This is a genomic window from Rubellimicrobium aerolatum, from assembly GCF_017872975.1.
Taxonomy (GTDB): domain Bacteria; phylum Pseudomonadota; class Alphaproteobacteria; order Rhodobacterales; family Rhodobacteraceae; genus Rubellimicrobium; species Rubellimicrobium aerolatum.
Genome location: NZ_JAGGJP010000010.1, coordinates 54,696 through 74,547, shown reverse-complemented (window position 1 = coordinate 74,547; position 19,852 = coordinate 54,696). Strand labels below are relative to the sequence as shown.

Here is a 19,852-nt window from a genome sequence, read left to right as displayed (position 1 = left end):
GCTGCCTGTTCTTAACTATTCGTCAACAAAGATGGAACGATCCGGGCGGAAGCGGGTTATCTCAAAGATTATGCGCCTTTTCGGCGCGTCTCTGTCGCGGACCCGGAAACGACCATGCTGCTCACATCGCTCCTCTCGGCCCTGGCCTCGCTGATCCGACCCCGCCCTGTCCGGGATAACGCCGAGGCCACGGCGCGGGTGCTGGACGAGCTGTTCGCGGTCTGGCCGCTGGACCCCGAGGAGGAGCGCGCCCTGCGGGCGCGCTACGCCTCTCAGACCGCCGCCTTGCGGCTTTCCTCCAGGTAGATCTCGCGCAGGCGGGCGGCGACGGGACCGGGGCGGCCCGCGCCGATCGGCTGTCCGTCGAGCCGCACCACCGGCATCACGAAGGTCGTGGCGGAGGTGACGAAGGCCTCGTCGGCCGTCAGCGCCTCCTCGATGGTGAAGGGGCGTTCCTCCACCTGCATCTGCGATTCGCGGGCGAAGCGGAGGACGGCGGCGCGGGTGATGCCCGAGAGGATGTGGGGGCCCAAGTCGCGGGTGATGATCGCGTTGCCCTTGACGATGTAGGCGTTGTTCGAGGTGCCTTCGGTCACGACGCCGTCCTCGACCATCCAGGCGTCGTCGGCGCCCTGGGCCTTGGCCATCATCTTGCCCATGGATGGGTAGAGGAGCTGGACGGTCTTGATGTCCCGCCGCGCCCAGCGCTGGTCGGGGATGGAGACGACGGTCATGCCGGTTTTCGCCATGGGGCTGTCGGCGAGGCCGGGCTTGGACTGGGTGAACAGGACCAGGGTCGGCGGGACGGGCGGGTTCGGATACGCGAAGTCGCGGTCGGGCGGCGCGCCGCGCGTGACCTGGAGATAGACCATGCCATCGGTGATGCCGTTGCGCGCCACCAGCTCGCGGTGGATCGCGAGGAGGTCGTCGTCGGTGGCGGGGGAGGCCATGTCGAGCTCGGCCAGCGACCGGCGCAGGCGGGCGAGGTGGCCAGGGAAGTCCACGAGCTTGCCGCCGAGGACGCTCGTCACCTCGTAGACGCCATCGGCCATCAGGAAGCCGCGGTCGAAGACGGAGACGCGGGCCTCCTCCTCGGGGACATAGGTGCCGTTGACGTGGACGATGCGGCTCATGCTCAACCCCAGAGTTCCGCCGTGGGCGGGTGGACCCCCGCCTCGGAGTAGCCGAGCGGGCGGGGGCGGTCCTGCGCCAGAAGCAGGGGTCCGTCAAGGTCGGCCAGGTCGCAGCCCTGCGCCACCAGCACCGCCGGGGCCATGGCGAGCGAGGTGCCGACCATGCAGCCGACCATGATGCGGAAGCCCATCGCGCGGGCCTTCTCGCGCAGGGCGAGCGCCTCGGTCAGGCCGCCGGTCTTGTCGAGCTTGATGTTGACCGCGTCGTAGAGGCCCCGCAGGCGCGGCAGCGAGGCGCGGTCGTGGCAGGATTCGTCGGCGCAGACGGGGACGGGGCGGGGCATGTGGGCCAGCGCCTCGTCGGCCCCGGCGGGGAGGGGCTGCTCCACCAGTTCGACGCCGAGGCGCAGGAGGTGGGGGGCGAGGGCGGCGTAGAGGTCGGGGGTCCAGCCCTCGTTGGCGTCCACGATCAGGCGGGCGCGGGGGGCGCCGCGCCGGACGGCCTCGAGCCGGGGCATGTCGGATTCGGTGCCGAGCTTGATCTTGAGGAGGGGGCGGTGGGCGTGGGCGCGGGCCTGCGCCTCCATCGTCTCGGGCGCGTCGAGGGAGAGGGTGTAGGCGGTGACGACGGGGGCGGGCTCGGGCAGGCCCCAGAGGGTCCAGGCGCGCGCGCCGGCCTGCTTGGCGGCGAGGTCCCAGAGCGCGCAGTCGGCGGCGTTGCGGGTCGCGCCGGGGGGGAGGAGGTCGGGGAGGTTTGCGAGGGTGGCGTTCGGAGGGAGGGCGGCGATGGCTTGGGCCACCCCTTCGGCGGTCTCGCCGTAGCGGGCGTAGGGGACGCACTCGCCCCAGCCCGTCACGCCGCCCCGCGTCACGCGGACGGTGACGACGCGGGCCTCGGTCCTGGAGCCCCGGCTGATGGTGAAGGCCTGGGCGAGGGGGAAGCTCTCGATCTGGGCGGCGAACATGGGCGGGCTCCGGGCGGCGTGGCCGCAGCCTTACGGGCGCGGGCGCGGGCGCGGATGGGCCAGCCGGGTCACGCCCCCTCGTCCATCTCGTTCATCGACCAGAGATAGCCGACCCAGGCCCCCTTGGTGAGGCGCAGCACGATCAGGGTCAGGGCGGTGACCGAGACGGTGAGGATCAGCGCCAGCAGGAGGGGGTCGGGGCGCAGGGCGACGAAGCTCCAGCCCAGGATGGGGATGAGGAGGAGGCCGACGATGCTGATGGTGGCGAAGGCGGGGCCGTCGGCGGCGCGGTAGCGGCCCAGCTCCTCGCCGCAGGCGGCGCAGCGCGGGCAGATCCGCAGGAAGCCGGCGAAGAGCCGCCCCCGGCCGCAGTTCGGGCAGCGCCCGAGCATCCCGCGCCACATCGCCGGGCCGCTGGGCCGCGTCTCCTCGGTCATGGCGTCCTCCGGGTTGCCGTGGCGGCGATCAACGCCCGCGCTGCGCCGCCGTTCCGGCACGCGGCTCCTTGCCCTTCTTTGACTTCAAGTATCCCGGGGGGAGCGCGGAACGCGCGGGGGGCAGCGTCCCCCTGCCCTTCCCGCCCGCGCCGCGCTAGGATGAAGGACATGGACCCCGCCCTCCTTTCCGCGCGCGCCGCGCTCGACTGGCTCGTGGAGCTTGGCGCCGACGAGGCGATCGGCGAGGCGCCGGTCGATCGCTACGGGCTGGTCGCGAGGACCCCCGCCGACACGCCGACGCCCGCGCCGCTGGCCGCGCCGCCGGTCGTCGCGCCCTCGGACCCGGTGGCCGTGGCGGAGGCGCTCGCGCAGGGGGCGCGGGACCTCTCCGCGCTCGCCGCCGCGATGGAGGGCTTCGACTGCGACCTGAAGCCCGGCGCGCGGCGCTTCGTCTTCGCGGACGGCACGCCCGGCGCGGCCCTGATGGTGGTGGGCGAGGCGCCGGGGCGGGACGAGGACATCGAGGGGCGGCCCTTCGTCGGCGTGGCGGGGCAGTTGCTCGACCGGATGCTCGCGGCCATCGGGCGGGACCGGGCGGACGCGGACCCCGCCCGCGCCGTCTATGTCGCCAATGTCCTGCCCTGGCGGCCGCCGGGGAATCGCCGCCCGGAGGGGGCGGAGATCGACCGCTGGCGGCCGTTCCTGGTCCGGCACGTCGAACTCGCCGCGCCGAAGGTGCTGCTGGTCATGGGCAACTCGCCGGCGCAGGCGCTGCTGGGGCGGTCGGGGATCACGCAGATCCGGGGCCGCTGGGCCGAGGCGGCGGGCCGCCCGGCGCTGCCGACCTTCCATCCGAGCTACCTGCTGCGGACCCCGGCCGCCAAGCGCGAGGCCTGGGCCGACCTCCTCGCGCTGAAGGCGCGGCTCGACCATCCCTGAAAGGCTTCCCATGTCGCGGATCGACGAATCGCTGCCCTTCTATCCCGTGCGGATCGCGCTGCTGACCGTGTCGGACACGCGGGTGCCGGGGACCGACCGCTCGGGCGACACGCTGGCGGGGCGGATCGCGGACGCCGGGCACGTGCTGGCGGCGCGGGACATCGTGCCGGACGAGCGGGGGCTGATCGCGGACAGGTTGCGGGCGTGGGTGGCCGATCCGGGGATCGACGTGGTGATCTCGACCGGGGGGACGGGGCTGACGGGGCGGGACGTGACGGTGGAGGCGCACCGGGACGTCTACGAGAAGGAGGTCGAGGCCTTCGGGACGATCTTCGCGCTGGTCTCCTATGAGACGATCGGGACGAGCGCGGTGCAGAGCCGGGCCACGGGGGGCGTGGCGAACGGCACCTACCTGTTCGCGCTGCCCGGAAGTCCGGGGGCCTGCCGGGACGCGTGGGACCGCATCCTGAGACTCCAGCTCGACAGCCGGCACCGGCCCTGCAACTTCGTGGAGATCATGCCGCGGCTGGGCGAGGGGCGGACGGGGTGAGGCCCGCCCTGTGAGATGGCTGTCGTCAGCCGGCCTGGCATCCCCGGATATCCACGGCCCTGCCGTCGCCCAGGACGGTAATGCGGAGGGCCGAGCGGTCGAGCGCCGGAGGGCCGCCGTCGCGGGCGACCGCCTCGGCGGTGGCGACCAGGGTGCCGCCCTCGCGCGACGCGTCGGCCTCGGAGAGCCAGAGGCCGGGGTCGGCGGATTCGATCACCACCGATTCGTCGGGGCCGAGCGGGGGGAGCGACAGGCGCACGGTCAGGCCGAGGCCGTCCCGCGCGGGCGCGGCGGCGCAGGTGGCCCGGGCACCGGCCTCCTCGGGCGTCAGGGGCTGGTCCACCAGGGCGGCGGCGATGGCGGGGTCGCGGCGGCCTCCGTCGGACAGGTCGGCGGCGAAGGTCAGGCGCACGGGCACGCAGATGTCGTTGCAGACGCCGATCTCGATCTCGCCCGCCAGCCGGGCGGGGCCGCCGTCGAGGGCGAGGTCGAGCGGGATCGTCACGCCGTCATGGTAGCCGATGGAGCGCGCGCCCTTGAAGTCGAAGACCTCGGGGACGGGCCAGCGGGCCTCGGCCGAGGCGATGCCGGTGGAGGCCGCGACATCGAGGAGCGGCGCGAGGCCCGCCGGGCCGGGCGCGCGCCAGTAGGTCTTCCAGCCGGGCGCGAGCGTCAGGCGCAGCGCCGCCATGTGGCGTCCCTCGCCCGAGCGCCAGCCGGGCAGCACCTCGAGCCGGACGAGGTCGGCGGGGAGGGGCTGGGCCTGGGCAGGCGCGGCGAGGCAGGCCAGGAGGGGCAGGATCAAGGCTCTCATGCCCCCTGTCATCCCAGAGAGCGGGCCGGCGCGGAAGTCACCTTCGCGCGACGCGGGGATGGCGGGATCCCGCCGAGCGGGGGCGACCTTGAACCGGGGGGCGTCCGGCCCCATCATCGGGACATGATCGCCGACATCTCCTTCGCCGGGCAGCTCCTCATCGCCATGCCCGCCATGGGCGACCCCCGCTTCGAGCGGAGCGTCGTCTACCTGTGCGCGCACAGCGACGACGGGGCCATGGGCCTGATCGTCAACAAGCCGGTGACGGACCTGCGCTTCGGCGACCTGCTGGAGCAGCTCGGGATTCCGCGCCCCGAGAGGGGACGGCGCGACATCCGCGTGCATTTCGGCGGCCCGGTCGAGGGCGGGCGGGGATTCGTGCTGCATTCGGCGGATTACGAGTCGGAGGGGGGCACCCTGCGGGTGGACGAGGCGGTGTCGATGACGGCGACGCTCGACATCCTGCGGGAGATCGCGGCGGGGGACGGGCCCCGGTCGTCCATGCTGGCGCTGGGCTATGCCGGCTGGGGGCCGGGGCAACTGGAGCGGGAGATCGGCCAGAACGCCTGGCTGACGGGCCCGGCGCGGAGCGAGATCCTGTTCGGCCGCGCCAACGAGCACAAGTGGGCGGCGGCGCTGAAGGGGATCGGGGTGGACCCGCAGACGCTGTCGTCGAGCGCCGGGCACGCCTGATCCGTGCTGCCGTTCGGCGGGACGGGCTGAAGCCCGCCCTACGGGGTGGCGGGCTGGCCTTCGGCGGCCAGCGCGCGGAGGATGGCCTGGGCGCTGGGGCTCGACCAGTCGGCGTCGCCGGTGAGGCGGGCGACCTCCTGCCCCTCGCGGTTCAGGATCACGGTGACGGGGAGGCCGAGGACGCCCATCGCGCGGGCGAGGCCCTGTTGCGGGTCGCGCCAGCGGGGGAGGGCGTCGGCCCCGGCCTCGGTCAGGAACTCGTCGAGCGCGACGGGGTCGTTGCGGCCCGTGGCGACCGTGACGACGCGGACGCCTTCGTCGCCCAGCTCCTTCTGGAGATTGGCGAGGGTCGGCATCTCCTCGCGGCAGGGGGCGCACCAGGTGGCCCAGAAGTTGAGCACGATCACGTCGCCGGCGAGGTCCTGGAGCGTCATCTCGGCGCCGTCGTCGCCCTGGAAGGAGGCGTCGGGGACCGACTGCGGCTCCTCGTGGATCACGAGCTTTCGCATGTCGCCCTCGCGCAGGCTGGCGAGGTCCTGCGCCCCCGCCGCGTTTGCGGCGAGGAGGGCCGCCGTGTAGAGAGCCGCGACGAGAACACGCATGAGAGACCCCTTCCTATGGCCGACAAGACCGCGAACGCGATGTGGGGCGGGCGCTTCGCCTTTGGCCCCGATGCCGTCATGGAGGCGATCAACGCGTCCATCGGCTTCGACCAGAGGCTCGCCGCGCAGGACATCGCGGGGTCGCGGGCCCACGCGGCGATGCTGGCCGCCGTGGGCATCCTGAGTGATAGGGACGCCGAGGCGATCCGGGAAGGGCTCCTCGCGGTCATGTCGGAGATCGAGGGCGGCACGTTCCGGTTCTCGACGGCGCTGGAGGACATCCACATGAACGTGGAGTCGCGGCTGGGCGAGCTGATCGGGGAGCCGGCGAAGCGGCTGCACACGGCGCGGTCGCGCAACGATCAGGTGGCGGTGGACTTCCGGCTGTGGGTCCGGGACCAATGCGACGCGGCCGAGGGGGCGCTGGTGGCGCTCCAGCGGGCTCTGCTGGGGCAGGCCGAGCGCGGGGCGGACTGGGTGATGCCGGGGTTCACGCATCTGCAATCGGCGCAGCCGGTGACCTGGGGGCATCACATGATGGCCTATGTGGAGATGCTGGGGCGCGACCGGGGGCGGTTCGCGGATGCGCGCCGTCGGATGAACGAGAGCCCGCTGGGGGCGGCGGCGCTGGCGGGGACGTCCTTCCCCATCGACAGGGAAAGGACGGCGCGGGAGCTGGGGTTCGACCGGCCGATGGCAAACAGCCTCGACGCCGTGTCGGACCGGGACTTCGCGCTGGAGTTCCTTTCGGCGGCGAGCCTCTGCGCGATGCACCTCTCGCGCTTGGCGGAGGAGCTGGTGATCTGGTCCACGGCGCAGTTCCGCTTCGTGCGGTTGTCGGATCGGTTCTCGACGGGGTCGAGCATCATGCCGCAAAAGCGCAACCCGGACGCGGCGGAGCTGGTGCGGGCCAAGACGGGGCGGGTCTTCGGGGCCTCGGTGGCGCTGCTGACGATCATGAAGGGACTGCCGCTGGCCTATTCCAAGGACATGCAGGAGGACAAGGAGCAGGTCTTCGACGCGGCGGACTCGCTGATGCTGGCGCTGGCGGCGACGACGGGGATGATGGAGGACCTGCAACCGGACCCGGAGCGGATGCGGGCGGCGGCGGGGGCGGGCTTCGCGACGGCCACGGACCTCGCCGACTGGCTGGTGCGGGCGAAAGGGATGCCGTTCCGCGAGGCGCACCACGTGACGGGGGCGCTGGTGGCGCTGGCCGAGACGAAGGGCGTCGATCTGTCCGATCTGTCGCTGGGCGAGATGCGGGAAGTTCACGACGGGATCACGGACGACGTGTTCGCGGTGCTGGGCGTGGACAACTCGGTTCGCAGCCGCACCTCCTTTGGCGGGACCGCGCCCGAGCGGGTGCGGGAGCAGGTCGCGCGGTGGCGGGAGATGCTGGGATGAGGATCGTGGCGGCCCTGATGGTCTTGGCGCTGGCGGGATGCGGGGCGGACGGGCCGCCCACGCGGCCCTCGGCCAGCGTGGGGGTGGGCGTGGGGCCCGGGCAGGCGACCCACGCCTGACGGCCGCGCCGTCGTGGCCGATGGCAGAGCCTAGGCGGCCCGGCGGCGCTTCCGCGCGGCGAGCGCGCCCCCGGCGGCCAGGACCGAGCCGAGCAGCGCCATCGAGGCGGGCAGCGGGACGGGGGCGACATCGCTTGCCGTGAAGGCGATCTCGGTCCGCCAGACCTCGCCGGTTCCGTAGCGGTCCGCGTCGCAGCCGTAGGTGTTGAAGATGCCGCAGTGGCCGCTGGCGTAGGATGCGCCGTCGATCGTGAAATCGTAGCCGTAGGAGTAGCCGGACGGCCCGTTCTCCAGTGTCAGGAGGATCGTGTTGAGGCCGTCGCGGACGAAGGACGTGATGTCCACGTAATCGTAATCGTGGCCGAAGGGCCGCGAGAACATCAGTTCCTCCGTGAGATCGTCGTTGCTGATGTAGGCCGACATCACGTCGTCCACGTCGAAGAACTTCAGCTCGTAGGTGGAGGCCGAGGCCGCGCCGGCGGCCGGGATCAGCGCCGCCCCGACGACGGCCGCGAGGAGCGCGCGTTTCGTATCCATCAGTCCTGTCCTTGTCTGGTCATGGTCCTGCCACAATGTTGACGAAATCGTGAGGCGTCCAGCTTTGCCGGTCGTCTTGGTTAACGGGCGGGAGCCCCGGGCCTCCGGTCGCGCCCGCTTCCGCCGCCGGTCCCGTCGGGCTATGAGGGCGCGCTAGAGGAGACGCCCATGGACCATTTCATCCACCGCGACGGAGAGCTTTGGGCCGAGGATGTGCCCCTGGCGGAGATCGCGGCGGCGGTGGGGACGCCGGTCTATGTGTATTCGTCCGCCACGCTGTTGCGGCACCTGAAGCTGTTCGACGATGCGCTGGCGGGGATGCCGCATCTGGTGTGCTTTGCCGTGAAGGCGCTGTCGAACGTCGCCGTCCTGCGCCTGCTCGGCGAGGAGGGGGCGGGGATGGACGTGGTGTCGGAAGGGGAATACCGCCGCGCCAAGGCGGCGGGCGTGCCGGGGGAGCGGATCGTGTTCTCGGGCGTCGGCAAGACGCGGGGCGAGATGCGGGTGGCGCTGCTGGGCGGCATCCGGCAGTTCAACCTGGAATCGGAGCCCGAGATGCGGGCGCTGTCGGAGGTGGCGGTGTCGCTGGGCGTGGTCGCGCCGGTCGCCATCCGCGTGAACCCGGACGTGGACGCGCGCACCCACGCCAAGATCGCGACGGGCAAGAGCGAGAACAAGTTCGGCATCCCCATCGCCAAGGCGCGCGAGGCCTATGCCGAGGCGGCGTCGCTGCCGGGGCTGCGGGTCGTGGGGATCGACGTGCACATCGGCTCGCAGTTGACCGACCTGGCTCCGTTCGAGGACGCCTACCGGAAGGTCGCGGAGCTGACGGTGGCGCTGCGCGCGGACGGGCACGCCATCGAGCGGCTGGACCTCGGCGGCGGCCTCGGCATCCCCTACACGCGGTCGAACGAGGTGCCGCCGCTGCCGGTGGACTACGGCGCGATGATCCGGCGGACGGTGGGGCACCTGGGCTGCGAGATCGAGATCGAGCCGGGGCGGCTGATCGCGGGGAACGCGGGTGTCCTCCTGTCCCGCGTGGTCTATGTGAAGGAAGGCGAAGGACGCGACTTCCTGATCCTGGATGCGGCGATGAACGACCTCGTGCGACCGGCGATGTACGACGCGCACCACGACATCGTGCCGGTGCGCGAGCCCGAGCCGGGCCTGGAGGCGCGCGCCTTCGACGTGGTGGGGCCGGTCTGCGAGACCGGCGACACCTTCGCCCGGGGCCGGGGATTGCCGGAGTTGCGCGAGGGGGACCTCGTGGCGTTCCGGTCGGCGGGGGCCTATGGCGCGGTGATGGCGAGCGAATACAACTCGCGCCCGCTGGTGCCCGAGGTGCTGGTGCGGAACGATCAATTCGCCGTCATACGGCCGAGGCCGAGCTATGAGGACATGATCGGGAGGGATAGCATCCCCGCATGGCTCTGACGCCCCCGCCCGGCCCGTCCACGACCTCTCCCGCGCCGGAGCTTCCGGCCCGCCTGCGGCGGCCTTTGGCGCTGACCCGGATGGGCCTGGCGGCGGAGCGGGTGGCGCGGGCGTTCTGGCCGCTCTGGACGGTGCTGGCGCTGGTCGCCGCCGCGCTGACGACGGGCTGGCAGGATCGGCTGCCGCTGGAGATCCTGTGGGGCGGGTCGGTGGTGCTGGCGCTGGGCGCGGGCGCGGCGCTGGCCTGGGGGGTCTGGCGGTTCCGCTGGCCGACGCGGGCCGAGGCGGTCGAGAGGCTCGACGCGACCCTGCCGGGGCGGCCCCTGTCGGCCTTGCGCGACGCGCAGGCGGTGGGGGCGGGCGACCCGGCGTCGCGCGCGGTGTGGGCGGCGCACCTGGAACGGATGGCGCGGCGAGCGCAGGGCGCGAAGGCGCCGGCGCCGGACCTGCGGCTCGCGGCGCGCGACCCGTATGGGCTGCGCTACGTCGCGGCGATCCTGCTGGCGGCGGGGCTGCTGTTCGGGTCGGCGTGGCGGGCGGCGGAGGTGCCGGGCTTGGGCGACGGCGTGGGCGCGGACCTCGCGCAAGGGCCGGTCTGGGAGGGGTGGATCGCGCCGCCGGCCTACACCGGCAAGCCGCAGTTGTATCTGGCCGACCTGCCGCCGGGCCCGATCGAGGTGCCCAAGGGGAGCCGCGTGACCGTTCGCCTCTATGGCGAGGTGGGGGCGCTGGCGCTGAGCGAGACGGTGTCGGGCCGGACGGACGGGATCGAGAGCGCGACGGCGGCGGAGCACGCCTTCGACGTGATCCAGCCGGGGCGGCTGCGGATCGAGGGCGGCGGCGGGGCGGAGTGGGAGGTGCGGCTTTTGCCCGACGCCGCGCCGAGCGTGGAGCTGGCCGGGCCGGTGGAGGCCGACGCCATGGGCGAGATGGCGCAGCCGTTCCGGGCCTCGGATGATTACGGCGTGACGGCGGGCACCGCGACGGTGGCGCTGGACGTGGCCGCCGTGGAGCGGGCGCATGGGCTGGCCGCCGAGCCGGATGCGCGGGAGCCGCTGGTGCTCGACCTGCCGATGCCCTTCACGGGGGACCGGGCCGCGTTCGAGGAGAAGCTGGTCGAGAACCTGTCGGAGCATCCCTTCGCCAACCTGCCGGTCACGCTGACCCTGAGCGTCACCGACGCCGCCGGGCAGCGGGCCGAGAGCGCGCCCGCGTCGATGGTGCTGCCGGGGCGGCGCTTCTTTCAGCCGGTCGCCCGCGCGGTGGTGGAGCAGCGGCGCGACCTGCTGTGGTCGAAGGGCAACGCCCGGCGGGTGACGCAGATCCTGCGGGCGGTGGCCCACCGGCCCGAGGAGCTGTTCCCCGACCGGGCGATCTACCTGCGGCTGAGCTACACGATCCGCAGGCTGGACGCGCTGGCGGACGCCGGGACCATGACCGTCGCGGAGCAGGACGAGATCGCGGAGGCTCTCTGGGATCTCGCGGTGCAGTTGGAGGACGGGACGCTGCGCGACGCGCGCGAGCGGCTGGAGCGGGCGCAGGAGCGGCTGGCCGAGGCGATGCGGAACGGGGCCTCGCAGGAGGAGATCGCCGAGCTGATGCAGGAGCTGCGCGAGGCGACGCAGGATTACCTGAACATGCTGGCGCAGAACGCCCAGCCGCAGGACCAGCCGGGCGCGGACGAGCCGCAGACCTCGCAGGGGGAGAACCAGGCGGTCACGCAGGACCAGATCCAGGCGCTGATGGACCGCATCCAGGAGCTGATGGAGCAGGGCCGGATGGCCGAGGCCCAGGAGCTGATGGAGGAGCTGAACCGGCTGATGGAGAACCTTCAGGTTACCCAGGGCCAGGGTCAGGGCGGGCCGCCGTCGCCGGGGCAGCAGTCGATGGAGAACCTTCAGGAGTCGCTGCGCGAGCAGCAGGAACTGTCGGACGAGGCCTTCCGCGACCTGCAGGAGCAGTTCGGCCAACAACAGGGGCAGCAGCAGCCCGGACAGCAGGGGCAAGGCCAGCAGGGCCAGCCCGGCCAGCCGGGACAGGGGCAGCAGGGCCAGGGTCAGCCGGGGCAAGGCCAAGGCCAGCAGCCCAACGGACAGGGCGATCAGCAAGGTCAGGGCCAGCAGCCGGGCGAAGGCGACGAGGCGGGGAGCCTCGCGGACCGGCAGCAGGCGCTGCGGGACGAGATCGCGCGGCAGCGGGGCGAGCTGCCCGGCCTGACCGGCGACGCGGCCGAGGCGGCGCGGCGGGCGCTGGACGGGGCCGGGGAGGCGATGGACCGGGCCGAGGAGGCGCTGCGCGAGGGCGACCTCGGCGGGGCCATCGACCAGCAGGCCGAGGCGATGGACAGCTTGCGCGAGGGGATGCGGAACCTCGGGCAGGCGCTGGCCGAGAACGGGCGCACGCAGCCCGAGCCGAACCAGCAGGCCGGCGAGGGCCAGGAGGGCGGCCGCCCGGTGCCGGGCCGCCGCGACCCGCTGGGCCGGCAGCTGGGCGATGGCGGCGACTTCGGCACCGACGAGGAGATGACCGGGGCCGAGGACGTGTATCGCCGGGCCGAGGAGCTGCTGGCCGAGATCCGCCGCCGCGCGGCGGAGCAGGAGCGGCCGAAGATCGAGCTGGATTACCTCAAGCGGCTGCTGGAGCGGTTCTGAGCGGTCACTCGGTGGGCGGGCGCAGGCGGGCGTCGAGCCAGTCGCGCGCCCGGTCCACGGCCTCGGCGTAGGGGCCGACGATGCCCGAGACCGCCGGGATCGCAGCGGTGACGCGCGGCGCTATGGCGTAGAGCGCGGCCAGCAGCGCGACCGCCAGGAGCCCGGCCCCGAGGCCCAGGCCGAAGCCCGCCCGGCGACGGCGGCGGCGCACGGGCGGGTAGCGGTCGGCGGTGGTTCGGCCCGGAGGGCGCAGGGTCGAGTCGATCGCGTCGGGGTCGAGTTCCCCCCCGTCGGCCTGCCGCACGGAGCGGACGGGCGACGGCTCGGCCAGAGGCGCGGGTTCGGGCTTGGGCTCCGGCGGCAGGGCGAGAGCCTCGGCCCCGGGCGGGATCGGGTCGGGTGGGACCGGATCGGGCGGCAGGGCCTCTGTCGGGGCAGGGGCGCCAGACCCGGCGGCGGGCCCGGCGGCGGGCCCGGCGGGCCCGGCGGCGGCGCGGCGGCGCAGCGCCCGCTCCAGCGGCGGAAGCTCGGCCTCGGGGAGCGGCGGCGGGCGGCTGCCGGGCTCCGGGCGGGTGCGGCCCGCCTCGCTCGCGCGGGCCTCGGCCTCGCGCGCGGCCTCGGCGCGGAGGATGCCGGCCACCTCGGGCGTGACGGTGGTGCGCGCCATGCCCATGGGCGGCAGGGGGGCGGCCTGGGCTTCGAGGAGGTCGTCGGCTTCCTCGTCGTCGTCGGCGACGCGGGGCACGGCCTCCCAGTCGCCGAAGGCCGCCTCTGCCTCTTCGGCCGGGGGCTCGGCGGCCTGGAACCAGGTGCGCCCGCAGGCCGAGCACTGCACGTCGCGGCCGGCCTGCGGGATCGCCTCGGCGGGCACGTCGTATCGCGCGCCGCAGCTCGGGCAGGTCAGGCGCATCGGCGGGCTCTCCTTGCTGTGATGACGGCAGATTAGCCGGGCCGGCGCGTCCATTGAAACCCCTCGCGTCCTGCGGCAGAAGGGCGGGCGGGGCGAGCGGGCCCCCGGACAGGGAGCGGCCCGGTGATCGAGCTGGACGGCGTGGGCTACGGCTATGGCGGGCGGACCCTGTTCTCCGACCTGTCGATGGCCCTTGCGCCGGGGTCGTTCCACTTCCTGACGGGGCCGTCGGGCGCGGGCAAGACCACGCTGCTGAAGCTGTGCTACGCGGAATTGACGGCCACCGAGGGGCGGGTGACGCTCTGGGGCCGGGACGCGGCGGCGATGGACCGCGACGCGGTGGCGCTGGCGCGGCGGCGGATCGGGGTGGTGCATCAGGACTGCCAGTTCCTCGACCATCTTCCCGTGTCCGAGAACATATTGTTGCCGCTGACGGTCGCCGGGCGGCAGGACGAGGGCGGGCAGAACCTGCGCGAGCTCTTGGCCTGGGTCGGGCTGACGGCGCAGGCGGGGCGGCTCCCGCCCGAGCTGTCGGGGGGCGAGCGGCAGCGGGCGGCGCTGGCGCGGGCGGTCATCACTTCGCCCGACGTGATCCTGGCGGACGAGCCGACGGGGAACATCGACTGGGAGATGTCGCAGCGGCTGCTCACGCTGCTGATCGAGCTGAACCGGATGGGCAAGGCGGTGCTGATCGCGACGCACGACCTGAACCTGATCCGCGCCGCCAAGGCCCATGTCGCGGCTCGGGTGCTGCGTCTGCGGGACGGGCGGCTGTTGCAGGCGGGGGCGGACCTGTGAGGCCCCTGCCCGTCCCCGTCGCGCGGGTCCTGGGGCTGCTGGCGCGGGCGCCGGCCGAGGGCGTGCGGCAGGGGCGGCGCTTCGTGGCCTTCCTGGCCGGCGACCCGCAGGCCGACCGGGCGGTGCCGCCCACGGGCTTCACGGCCTCGCTGACGCTGCTGACCTCGGGGGCGATGGCCTTCCTCGCCGTGTTCGCGCTCGCCCTGGCGCTGGCGACGGGGCGGCTGGCCGAGCGCTGGGGCGAGGAGCTGGCCGAGAGCGCCACGCTGCGGCTGCCCCCGGCCGAGGGGGACGCGGCCGCGACGCAGGTGGCGGCGGCGCTGCGGGTGCTGGATCAGACGCCCGGCGTGGGTGAGGCGCGGGCGCTGACGGCGGACGAGAACCGGGCGCTGCTGGAGCCGTGGCTCGGCCCCGACCTGCCGCTGGAGGCGCTGCCGGTGCCGCAGCTTGTCGCGGTGACGCTGGACGGCGAGGACTTCGACGCCGAGGGGCTGCGGGCGCGGCTGGCGGCCGAGGTGCCCGGCGCGGTGCTGGACGATCACACGGCCTGGCGCGCGCCGCTGGTGGTGGCGGCGGGGCGGATGCGGGCGCTGGGGTGGCTGTCGCTCCTGCTCATCGCGGGATCGACGGGGGCGATGATCACGCTGGCGGCCCAGGCGGCGCTGGCGGCCAACGCGCAGGTGATCCGGGTGCTGCGGCTGGTGGGCGCGCGGGACATCACCATCGCGCGGGCCTTCGTGCGGCGCTTCACCCTGCGCGCGGGCTGGGGGGCGGCGGCGGGGACGCTGGCGGGGATGCTGGCGATCCTGCTCCTGCCGTCGGCCGACGAGTCGTCGGGAGGGTTCCTGACGGGGCTGGGGTTCCAGGGGGCGGGCTGGCTCGCGCCGCTGGTCATCCCCGTCCTGGCGGCGGGAACCGCCTTCGCCGCCACCCGCGCCGCCGCTCTCCGCACGCTGAGGACCCAGTCATGAGACCCGAGCGCCCGATCCGGGGCCTGCTGTTCACCTTCGTCATCTATGCGGCGATGCCGTTCTACGGGCTGTTCTACCTGCCCTGGGCGCTGTGGAGCCGCGAGGGCGCGGTCGCGGCCTGCCATGGCTGGTGCGGCTTCGTGCGCCACGCCGCGCGGCTCATCGTCGGGCTGGAGACCGAGATCCGGGGCACGCCCCCGACCGGCGAGGTGATGGTCGCCGCCAAGCACCAGAGCTTCCTCGACATCATCCTGATCTACGGCGCGATCCCGCGCGGCAAGTTCATCATGAAGCGGGAGCTGATCTGGGCGCCGGTGCTGGGCCAGTTCGCCCTGCGGGTCGGCTGCATCCCGGTGGACCGGGGCCGGCGGGGCGCGGCGATCCGCCGGATGCTGGCCGAGGTGGCGGCAGGGCGGGCCGATCCGGGGCAGCTCATCATCTATCCGCAGGGGACGCGCGTCCTGCCCGGCGTCGTCGCGCCCTACAAGTCCGGCACGGCGGCGCTCTATGCCGAGCTGGGCCAGCCCTGCGTGCCGGTGGCCTGCAATGTCGGGCTGTTCTGGCCGCGCCATGGCATCCGCCTGCGCCCCGGCCGCGCGGTGGTGGAGTTCCTTCCGCCCCTTCCAGCGGACCTGCCCGCCCAGGAGTTCATGGCGCGGCTCCAGGCCGAGATCGAGCCCGCCTCGGACCGGCTGATGGCCGAGGCGGGATTCCGGGGGTAGCGGTCAGGCCGCGAGGCCCTTGGCCCCCATGCCGAGGAATTTGCGGCGACGGGAGTCGCGCAGCTCGCGCCCCGGCTTGGCCGTGAGGTCGGCGAGGGCGGCCTGCACCGCCTCGCCCACGGCCTGGATCGTGGCGTGCCGGTCGCGGTGCGCGCCGCCCAGCGGCTCGCGGATGATGCGGTCGATGACGCCCAGGCGGTCGAGGTCCTGCGCGGTCAGGCGCAGCGCCTCGGCGGCCTCGCGCATCTTCTCGGCGTCCTTCCAGAGGATCGAGGCGCAGCCCTCGGGCGAGATCACCGAGTAGATGGAGTGTTCGAGCATCAGGACGCGGTTGGCGGTGGCGAAGGCCACGGCGCCGCCCGAGCCGCCCTCGCCGATGACGACGGAGACGAGGGGGACCTCCACCTCCAGGCAGGTCTCGGTGGAACGCGCGATGGCCTCGGCCTGGCCGCGCTCCTCGGCGCCCTTGCCGGGATAGGCGCCGGGGGTGTCCACGATGGTCAGGATCGGCAGGCCGAAGCGGTTGGCGAGCTGCATCAGGCGGATGGCCTTGCGATAGCCCTCGGGGCGGGCCATGCCGAAGTTGTGCTCGATCCGGCTTTTGGTGTCGTGGCCCTTCTCGTGGCCGATCACCACGACGGGCTGCGCGCCGAGCCGGGCGAGGCCGCCCATCACTGCATGGTCGTCGGCGAAGTTGCGGTCGCCGGCAAGCGGGGTGTAGTCGGTGAGCAGGCCCTCGATGTAGTCCTTGCAGTGCGGGCGGTCGGGGTGGCGCGCGACCTGGGCCTTCTGCCAGGGCGACAGGCTGCCATAGAGCTGGACCAGCATGTCCTGCGCCTTGCGATCAAGGCCCTGGGCCTCCTTTTCCACGTCCATGCCGGGGTTGTTGCGGGCGAGCGCGCGCAGCTCCTCGGCCTTGCCCTCGATCTCGGCCAGGGGTTTCTCGAACTCGAGGTAGTTCATGGACGGCTCTCCCGATGCGCCCGCGACGATGGGCTGACGCGATATGGCGAAGGGGCGCGCGGGATGCAACCGGGGCCGTCCGCGCGGGCCGGTGCCTTGAAGGCCGCCGAGCGGCGTCCGGCCGGGTGGCGCGGGACGCCGGTCAGGCGGCGACGCCCGCCCAGCGGCGGCGCGGCGCGGCGGGTGTGGCCGGGTCGGAGGGAGCCTCGGATTGCGGCCCGGACGCGGCCTCGGCGGAGGCGGGCTCGGCCGGTGCGTCGGCGAAGTGCCAGCGGTCGCGCCCGGCCGCCTTGGCGTCGTAGAGCGCGGCGTCGGCCTGGGCCAGCAGGGCCGGGAAGGCCGAGGCCGGGCCGCCGGCGCCGCCGAGGCTGACCGTGACCGGGACCACCGTGCCGTCGGGCAGCGTGAAGGGGGCGGCGCGCACGGCCTCGCACAGGCGGCGCGCGACGATGCCCGCCCCCTCGGGGCCCTGCCCGGCCAGGAAGATCGCCAGTTCCTCCCCGCCGATGCGGGCCAGGATGTCGCCGCGCCGCAGCGCCGCCGCCAGCCGCCCGCCGATGGCGCGCAGCACCGCGTCGCCGGCCGGGTGGCCGTGGCGGTCGTTGATGCGCTTGAAGTGGTCGAGGTCGAGCAGGAGGAGCGCGCCCGCCGCGTCCGGCGGCAGGGCGGCGAGCGCCACCTCGAAGCCGCGGCGGTTCAGGAGGCCGGTGAGCGCGTCATGGTGTGCCTCGAGGCGGAGCCGGCGTTCGCGCGCGTGGGCCGCCCGCTCCCGCTCGATCAGGACGCCGGCGGCGAGGACGCCCAGCACGTGGAGCGGCAGGAGCACGGGCAGCGTCGCGCCGATGACGCGCAGGGCGGTGGGCCAGGGCAGGAGCAGCGAGCTCAGGACATGGGAGGAGGTCAGGAGGGCGAGGACCAGCACCGCCCGGGCGCTGCGCCGGCCCCGGCCGCGCGTCCCGCGGTTCCAGGCGAGCCCGATCCCCCCGGCGATCAGGATGCCGGCGGCGCCGGCCCACATGCCGGAGCCGCCGATCCCCAGGCGGAGGACGACGGCCATGGCCATCGCCACGGCGGCGCCGCGCAGGCCCAGGAAGGCCCCGGCGAGGGCGATGGGCAGGTTGCGGAGGTCCACGAAGACGCCCGGCGCGACGGGGGACGGGTCCAGCATCGACACCATGGCCGCCAGGCCGAACATCGCGCCCAGCAGCGTCCGCGCCCAGGCGCCCGGCAGGTCCTGCCGGACCACGACGCCATAGCCCACGGCCAGAAGGCACATGAAGGCTATGGAGCCCGTGCTGTCCTTGAGCGTGTCTATGACCAGATCCATCGTTCCGCCTTCGCTTGTTTCTTCCAAGCATACCGGAAGATGCTTACCAAAACGTTAAGGCCCGGTGGCGGCGGCCCGCCGATGCGAGGCGTCGGCGGACCTTTGCCGGCGGGTCACAGACGGGTGACGATCCGCCCGGTCTCGATGCCGCGCCAGTTGCGCTGGACCCCGGCCGTCAGGCGCTCGGCCACCGGGTGCGCGGCGTCCAGCACGCCCAGGCGCACCAGGAGGGCGGCGATCACCGCCTCGGAGGCGCGGGTCGCGCCGTCGGCGATCTTGAGCGCGACGCCGAGGCCCTGCTGGGGCAGGATCGCGACGAAGACCCCCTCGGCCCCGGTCTTGATGGCGGCGCGGCCCTCGCAGGCGCGCATGAGGTCGGTGCAGGCCCGACGTTCGCCCGCCACGAGTTCGGGATGGGCGATCATGGCGGCGGTCAGGCGACGCTGGGCGTCGGCGCGAACGCCGCCGCGTGATCCGGCGGTGGCGTAGGACGCCATCGCGCGCGCGACCCCCGCGAGGGTGCCGGCGAAGTTCGGGGCCGAGCAGCCGTCCACGCCCCAGCCGGGGCTGGCCTCGCCCGCCGTCTCCTCGGCGGCGGCGCGGACGGCCTGCTGCACCGGATGGTCGATCTCCACGTATTCAGGGCCGGCGCCGAGATGGCGGGCCAGCGTCAGGAAGCCCGCGTGCTTCCCCGAGCAGTTGTTGTGGATCTGGCAGGGCCGGTCGCCCGCGCGGACCAGCGACTCGGCGGTGGGACGGTCGGAGGGCATATGCGCGCCGCAGCGCAGGTCGGGCTCGGCGAGGCCCAGATGCGAGAGCCACGCGGCCACGCGGTCGGTGTGGATCGGCGCGCCCTGGTGCGAGGCGCAGGCGAGGGCCAGATGCTCGGAGGTCAGGCCAGCGGCGTCGGCGGCGCCGGATTCTACCAAGGGCAGCGCCTGGATCATCTTGGCGGAAGAGCGCGGGAAGATCACCGCCTCGGGGTCGCCCCAGGCCTGGATCACCTGCCCGGCGCCGTCGCAGACCGCGACGTGTCCCCGATGCACCGATTCCAGGAGGCCGCCGCGCCAGAGCTCGACCAGTTCCACCGCCGCCATGTGTCCCTCCGTCCGGGTTCCCGCAGGGACGTGACCGGGCGGGGTTTGCCCCGCGCGTCCCGCGATGCTATGGGGGCCAATATCGGGTTGGATGAGCCCCCGCCAGCCGCAAACGGCGCCAGCAGGCATGGCCCCGGCGGCCACGGGGAACGGCGGGCTTGGAACTGGAGGCTGACGAACGATGACCAAGACCCTGTCGCGGCTCGGGGCGATCGCCCTCGCCGCCCTTGCCGCGGGCGGCGCCTGGGCGCAGCAGAGCACGAACCGCGTGGCCGCGAGCACCGACTGGTCGGTGTTCCAGGAAAGCGACCCGGCCGAGTGCTTCTCGGTCTCGGCCCCCACGGAGCAGGAGAACACCCGCGACGGCCAGGCCGTCGAGGTGTCGCGCGGCGAGACGCTGCTCTTCGTCTTCTATCGCCCGTCCGAGGGCGTGAACGGGCAGGTGACCTTCACCGGCGGCTATCCCTTCGCGGACAACTCCACGGTGACGCTGGACGTGGGCGGCACGCAGTTCCAGCTCTTCACCGAGGGCGAATGGGCCTGGCCGGCCGGGCCCGAGGACGACGCCCGGATCGTCGCCGCCATGAAGGGCGGATCGGAGGCGGTCCTGACCGGGCAATCGGGGCGCGGGACCGTCACGCGGGACACCTTCTCGCTCCTCGGCTTCACCTCGGCGGTCGAGCAGGCCCAGAGCCGCTGCGCCTCCTGACGCGCGTCGCGGCGCCGCAAGGCCATCGGGCCGGTTTCCCTTGGAAGCCGGCCTTTTCGTTGCTATGTGAGGCC

The 19,852-nt window shown here is 73.8% G+C and carries 22 protein-coding genes; 12 read left to right on the top strand and 10 right to left on the bottom strand.

The window, feature by feature from the left end:
- Window positions 1–114 precede the first annotated feature (114 nt).
- A complete protein-coding gene (locus J2Z33_RS12165; protein WP_209841411.1) occupies window positions 115–306 on the top strand; it encodes a hypothetical protein in 192 nt (63 codons plus the stop codon).
- Here the strand turns inward: J2Z33_RS12165 and J2Z33_RS12160 are convergent.
- From J2Z33_RS12160 to J2Z33_RS12150, 3 genes are all read right to left on the bottom strand, one after another.
- The gene (locus J2Z33_RS12160) at window positions 273–1,133 is read right to left on the bottom strand and encodes a D-amino-acid transaminase (RefSeq protein ID WP_209841408.1); all 861 of its coding nucleotides are present in this window, start codon (window positions 1,131–1,133) and stop codon (window positions 273–275) included. The two genes, J2Z33_RS12165 and J2Z33_RS12160, sit on opposite strands and share 34 nt — an antisense overlap.
- A 2-nt stretch (window positions 1,134–1,135) precedes the next feature.
- A complete protein-coding gene (gene dgcA / locus J2Z33_RS12155) occupies window positions 1,136–2,098 on the bottom strand; it encodes an N-acetyl-D-Glu racemase DgcA (RefSeq protein WP_209841405.1) in 963 nt (320 codons plus the stop codon).
- 68 nt (window positions 2,099–2,166) lie between these two features.
- Complete coding sequence (locus J2Z33_RS12150) at window positions 2,167–2,535, bottom strand: DUF983 domain-containing protein (RefSeq protein WP_209841403.1); 369 nt, start codon at window positions 2,533–2,535, stop codon at window positions 2,167–2,169.
- A 168-nt stretch (window positions 2,536–2,703) separates the two neighbouring features.
- Between J2Z33_RS12150 and J2Z33_RS12145 the strand changes: the two genes are divergently transcribed.
- Both J2Z33_RS12145 and moaB read left to right on the top strand, forming a co-directional pair.
- Window positions 2,704–3,474 (top strand): uracil-DNA glycosylase, encoded by a 771-nt coding sequence (locus J2Z33_RS12145; protein ID WP_209841400.1) that lies wholly within the window; start codon window positions 2,704–2,706, stop codon window positions 3,472–3,474.
- Between the two features lie 10 nt (window positions 3,475–3,484).
- On the top strand, window positions 3,485–4,024 hold the full coding sequence (moaB, locus tag J2Z33_RS12140) for a molybdenum cofactor biosynthesis protein B (protein ID WP_209841397.1): 540 nt from the start codon (window positions 3,485–3,487) through the stop codon (window positions 4,022–4,024).
- Window positions 4,025–4,049: 25 nt separating this feature from the next.
- Here moaB and J2Z33_RS12135 read toward each other — a convergent pair whose 3' ends face one another.
- On the bottom strand, window positions 4,050–4,838 hold the full coding sequence (locus J2Z33_RS12135; protein ID WP_245218809.1) for a protein-disulfide reductase DsbD domain-containing protein: 789 nt from the start codon (window positions 4,836–4,838) through the stop codon (window positions 4,050–4,052).
- A 123-nt stretch (window positions 4,839–4,961) separates the two neighbouring features.
- Here J2Z33_RS12135 and J2Z33_RS12130 point away from each other — a divergent pair, with 123 nt between their 5' ends.
- The gene (locus J2Z33_RS12130) at window positions 4,962–5,531 is read left to right on the top strand and encodes a YqgE/AlgH family protein (protein ID WP_209841391.1); all 570 of its coding nucleotides are present in this window, start codon (window positions 4,962–4,964) and stop codon (window positions 5,529–5,531) included.
- A 38-nt stretch (window positions 5,532–5,569) separates the two neighbouring features.
- Here J2Z33_RS12130 and J2Z33_RS12125 read toward each other — a convergent pair whose 3' ends face one another.
- Window positions 5,570–6,133, bottom strand: a complete 564-nt coding sequence (locus tag J2Z33_RS12125; protein WP_209841388.1) for a TlpA family protein disulfide reductase — start codon at window positions 6,131–6,133, stop codon at window positions 5,570–5,572.
- Window positions 6,134–6,148: 15 nt separating this feature from the next.
- Here J2Z33_RS12125 and argH point away from each other — a divergent pair, with 15 nt between their 5' ends.
- Together argH and J2Z33_RS12115 are read left to right on the top strand one after the other, a co-directional pair.
- On the top strand, window positions 6,149–7,540 hold the full coding sequence (gene argH / locus J2Z33_RS12120) for an argininosuccinate lyase (RefSeq protein ID WP_209841385.1): 1,392 nt from the start codon (window positions 6,149–6,151) through the stop codon (window positions 7,538–7,540).
- Window positions 7,537–7,659, top strand: a complete 123-nt coding sequence (locus J2Z33_RS12115; RefSeq protein ID WP_209841382.1) for an argininosuccinate lyase — start codon at window positions 7,537–7,539, stop codon at window positions 7,657–7,659. Before argH ends, J2Z33_RS12115 begins: the two co-directional genes overlap by 4 nt.
- A gap of 30 nt (window positions 7,660–7,689) precedes the next feature.
- Here J2Z33_RS12115 and J2Z33_RS12110 read toward each other — a convergent pair whose 3' ends face one another.
- Window positions 7,690–8,196 (bottom strand): hypothetical protein, encoded by a 507-nt coding sequence (locus tag J2Z33_RS12110; RefSeq protein ID WP_209841379.1) that lies wholly within the window; start codon window positions 8,194–8,196, stop codon window positions 7,690–7,692.
- Window positions 8,197–8,364: 168 nt separating this feature from the next.
- On the opposite strand from J2Z33_RS12110, the gene lysA reads away from it, so the two are divergent.
- Both lysA and J2Z33_RS12100 read left to right on the top strand, forming a co-directional pair.
- Complete coding sequence (gene lysA, locus J2Z33_RS12105; RefSeq protein WP_209841376.1) at window positions 8,365–9,630, top strand: diaminopimelate decarboxylase; 1,266 nt, start codon at window positions 8,365–8,367, stop codon at window positions 9,628–9,630.
- Complete coding sequence (locus J2Z33_RS12100) at window positions 9,621–12,281, top strand: TIGR02302 family protein (RefSeq protein ID WP_209841373.1); 2,661 nt, start codon at window positions 9,621–9,623, stop codon at window positions 12,279–12,281. Before lysA ends, J2Z33_RS12100 begins: the two co-directional genes overlap by 10 nt.
- A gap of 4 nt (window positions 12,282–12,285) precedes the next feature.
- Here J2Z33_RS12100 and J2Z33_RS12095 read toward each other — a convergent pair whose 3' ends face one another.
- Window positions 12,286–13,191: a zinc-ribbon domain-containing protein gene (locus J2Z33_RS12095; RefSeq protein ID WP_209841369.1), complete on the bottom strand. Its 906-nt coding sequence runs from the start codon at window positions 13,189–13,191 to the stop codon at window positions 12,286–12,288.
- Between the two features lie 123 nt (window positions 13,192–13,314).
- Here J2Z33_RS12095 and J2Z33_RS12090 point away from each other — a divergent pair, with 123 nt between their 5' ends.
- The 3 genes from J2Z33_RS12090 (at window position 13,315) to J2Z33_RS12080 (ending at window position 15,682) form a co-directional block, all read left to right on the top strand.
- The gene (locus J2Z33_RS12090; protein ID WP_209841366.1) at window positions 13,315–13,989 is read left to right on the top strand and encodes a cell division ATP-binding protein FtsE; all 675 of its coding nucleotides are present in this window, start codon (window positions 13,315–13,317) and stop codon (window positions 13,987–13,989) included.
- Window positions 13,990–14,051: 62 nt separating this feature from the next.
- Complete coding sequence (locus J2Z33_RS12085) at window positions 14,052–14,960, top strand: cell division protein FtsX (RefSeq protein ID WP_209841531.1); 909 nt, start codon at window positions 14,052–14,054, stop codon at window positions 14,958–14,960.
- A complete protein-coding gene (locus J2Z33_RS12080; RefSeq protein WP_209841363.1) occupies window positions 14,957–15,682 on the top strand; it encodes a lysophospholipid acyltransferase family protein in 726 nt (241 codons plus the stop codon). The genes J2Z33_RS12085 and J2Z33_RS12080 overlap by 4 nt, the downstream gene beginning before the upstream one ends.
- A 3-nt stretch (window positions 15,683–15,685) precedes the next feature.
- Here J2Z33_RS12080 and J2Z33_RS12075 read toward each other — a convergent pair whose 3' ends face one another.
- The 3 genes from J2Z33_RS12075 to J2Z33_RS12065 all read right to left on the bottom strand — a co-directional run bounded on the left by J2Z33_RS12075 (window position 15,686) and on the right by J2Z33_RS12065 (window position 19,069).
- Window positions 15,686–16,645 carry an acetyl-CoA carboxylase carboxyltransferase subunit alpha gene (locus tag J2Z33_RS12075; RefSeq protein ID WP_209841361.1) on the bottom strand — a complete coding sequence of 320 codons (960 nt, stop codon included), beginning with the start codon at window positions 16,643–16,645 and terminating at the stop codon, window positions 15,686–15,688.
- Between the two features lie 142 nt (window positions 16,646–16,787).
- Window positions 16,788–17,972 (bottom strand): diguanylate cyclase, encoded by a 1,185-nt coding sequence (locus tag J2Z33_RS12070; protein ID WP_209841358.1) that lies wholly within the window; start codon window positions 17,970–17,972, stop codon window positions 16,788–16,790.
- A 113-nt stretch (window positions 17,973–18,085) separates the two neighbouring features.
- The gene (locus tag J2Z33_RS12065) at window positions 18,086–19,069 is read right to left on the bottom strand and encodes an asparaginase (RefSeq protein ID WP_209841355.1); all 984 of its coding nucleotides are present in this window, start codon (window positions 19,067–19,069) and stop codon (window positions 18,086–18,088) included.
- Between the two features lie 181 nt (window positions 19,070–19,250).
- Between J2Z33_RS12065 and J2Z33_RS12060 the strand changes: the two genes are divergently transcribed.
- Window positions 19,251–19,778: an invasion associated locus B family protein gene (locus J2Z33_RS12060; protein ID WP_209841352.1), complete on the top strand. Its 528-nt coding sequence runs from the start codon at window positions 19,251–19,253 to the stop codon at window positions 19,776–19,778.
- Window positions 19,779–19,852 lie beyond the last annotated feature (74 nt).

Excerpts from the sequence above, each read along its gene's own strand:
- J2Z33_RS12165 (WP_209841411.1), top strand. The coding sequence starts at position 115 with ATGCTGCTCACATCGCTCCTCTCGGCCCTGGCCTCGCTGATCCGACCC.
- J2Z33_RS12160 (WP_209841408.1), bottom strand. The coding sequence starts at position 1,133 with ATGAGCCGCATCGTCCACGTCAACGGCACCTATGTCCCCGAGGAGGAG.
- dgcA (WP_209841405.1), bottom strand. The coding sequence starts at position 2,098 with ATGTTCGCCGCCCAGATCGAGAGCTTCCCCCTCGCCCAGGCCTTCACC.
- J2Z33_RS12150 (WP_209841403.1), bottom strand. The coding sequence starts at position 2,535 with ATGACCGAGGAGACGCGGCCCAGCGGCCCGGCGATGTGGCGCGGGATG.
- J2Z33_RS12145 (WP_209841400.1), top strand. The coding sequence starts at position 2,704 with ATGGACCCCGCCCTCCTTTCCGCGCGCGCCGCGCTCGACTGGCTCGTG.
- moaB (WP_209841397.1), top strand. The coding sequence starts at position 3,485 with ATGTCGCGGATCGACGAATCGCTGCCCTTCTATCCCGTGCGGATCGCG.
- J2Z33_RS12135 (WP_245218809.1), bottom strand. The coding sequence starts at position 4,838 with ATGAGAGCCTTGATCCTGCCCCTCCTGGCCTGCCTCGCCGCGCCTGCC.
- J2Z33_RS12130 (WP_209841391.1), top strand. The coding sequence starts at position 4,962 with ATGATCGCCGACATCTCCTTCGCCGGGCAGCTCCTCATCGCCATGCCC.
- J2Z33_RS12125 (WP_209841388.1), bottom strand. The coding sequence starts at position 6,133 with ATGCGTGTTCTCGTCGCGGCTCTCTACACGGCGGCCCTCCTCGCCGCA.
- argH (WP_209841385.1), top strand. The coding sequence starts at position 6,149 with ATGGCCGACAAGACCGCGAACGCGATGTGGGGCGGGCGCTTCGCCTTT.
- J2Z33_RS12115 (WP_209841382.1), top strand. The coding sequence starts at position 7,537 with ATGAGGATCGTGGCGGCCCTGATGGTCTTGGCGCTGGCGGGATGCGGG.
- J2Z33_RS12110 (WP_209841379.1), bottom strand. The coding sequence starts at position 8,196 with ATGGATACGAAACGCGCGCTCCTCGCGGCCGTCGTCGGGGCGGCGCTG.
- lysA (WP_209841376.1), top strand. The coding sequence starts at position 8,365 with ATGGACCATTTCATCCACCGCGACGGAGAGCTTTGGGCCGAGGATGTG.
- J2Z33_RS12100 (WP_209841373.1), top strand. The coding sequence starts at position 9,621 with ATGGCTCTGACGCCCCCGCCCGGCCCGTCCACGACCTCTCCCGCGCCG.
- J2Z33_RS12095 (WP_209841369.1), bottom strand. The coding sequence starts at position 13,191 with ATGCGCCTGACCTGCCCGAGCTGCGGCGCGCGATACGACGTGCCCGCC.
- J2Z33_RS12080 (WP_209841363.1), top strand. The coding sequence starts at position 14,957 with ATGAGACCCGAGCGCCCGATCCGGGGCCTGCTGTTCACCTTCGTCATC.
- J2Z33_RS12075 (WP_209841361.1), bottom strand. The coding sequence starts at position 16,645 with ATGAACTACCTCGAGTTCGAGAAACCCCTGGCCGAGATCGAGGGCAAG.
- J2Z33_RS12070 (WP_209841358.1), bottom strand. The coding sequence starts at position 17,972 with ATGGATCTGGTCATAGACACGCTCAAGGACAGCACGGGCTCCATAGCC.
- J2Z33_RS12065 (WP_209841355.1), bottom strand. The coding sequence starts at position 19,069 with ATGGCGGCGGTGGAACTGGTCGAGCTCTGGCGCGGCGGCCTCCTGGAA.
- J2Z33_RS12060 (WP_209841352.1), top strand. The coding sequence starts at position 19,251 with ATGACCAAGACCCTGTCGCGGCTCGGGGCGATCGCCCTCGCCGCCCTT.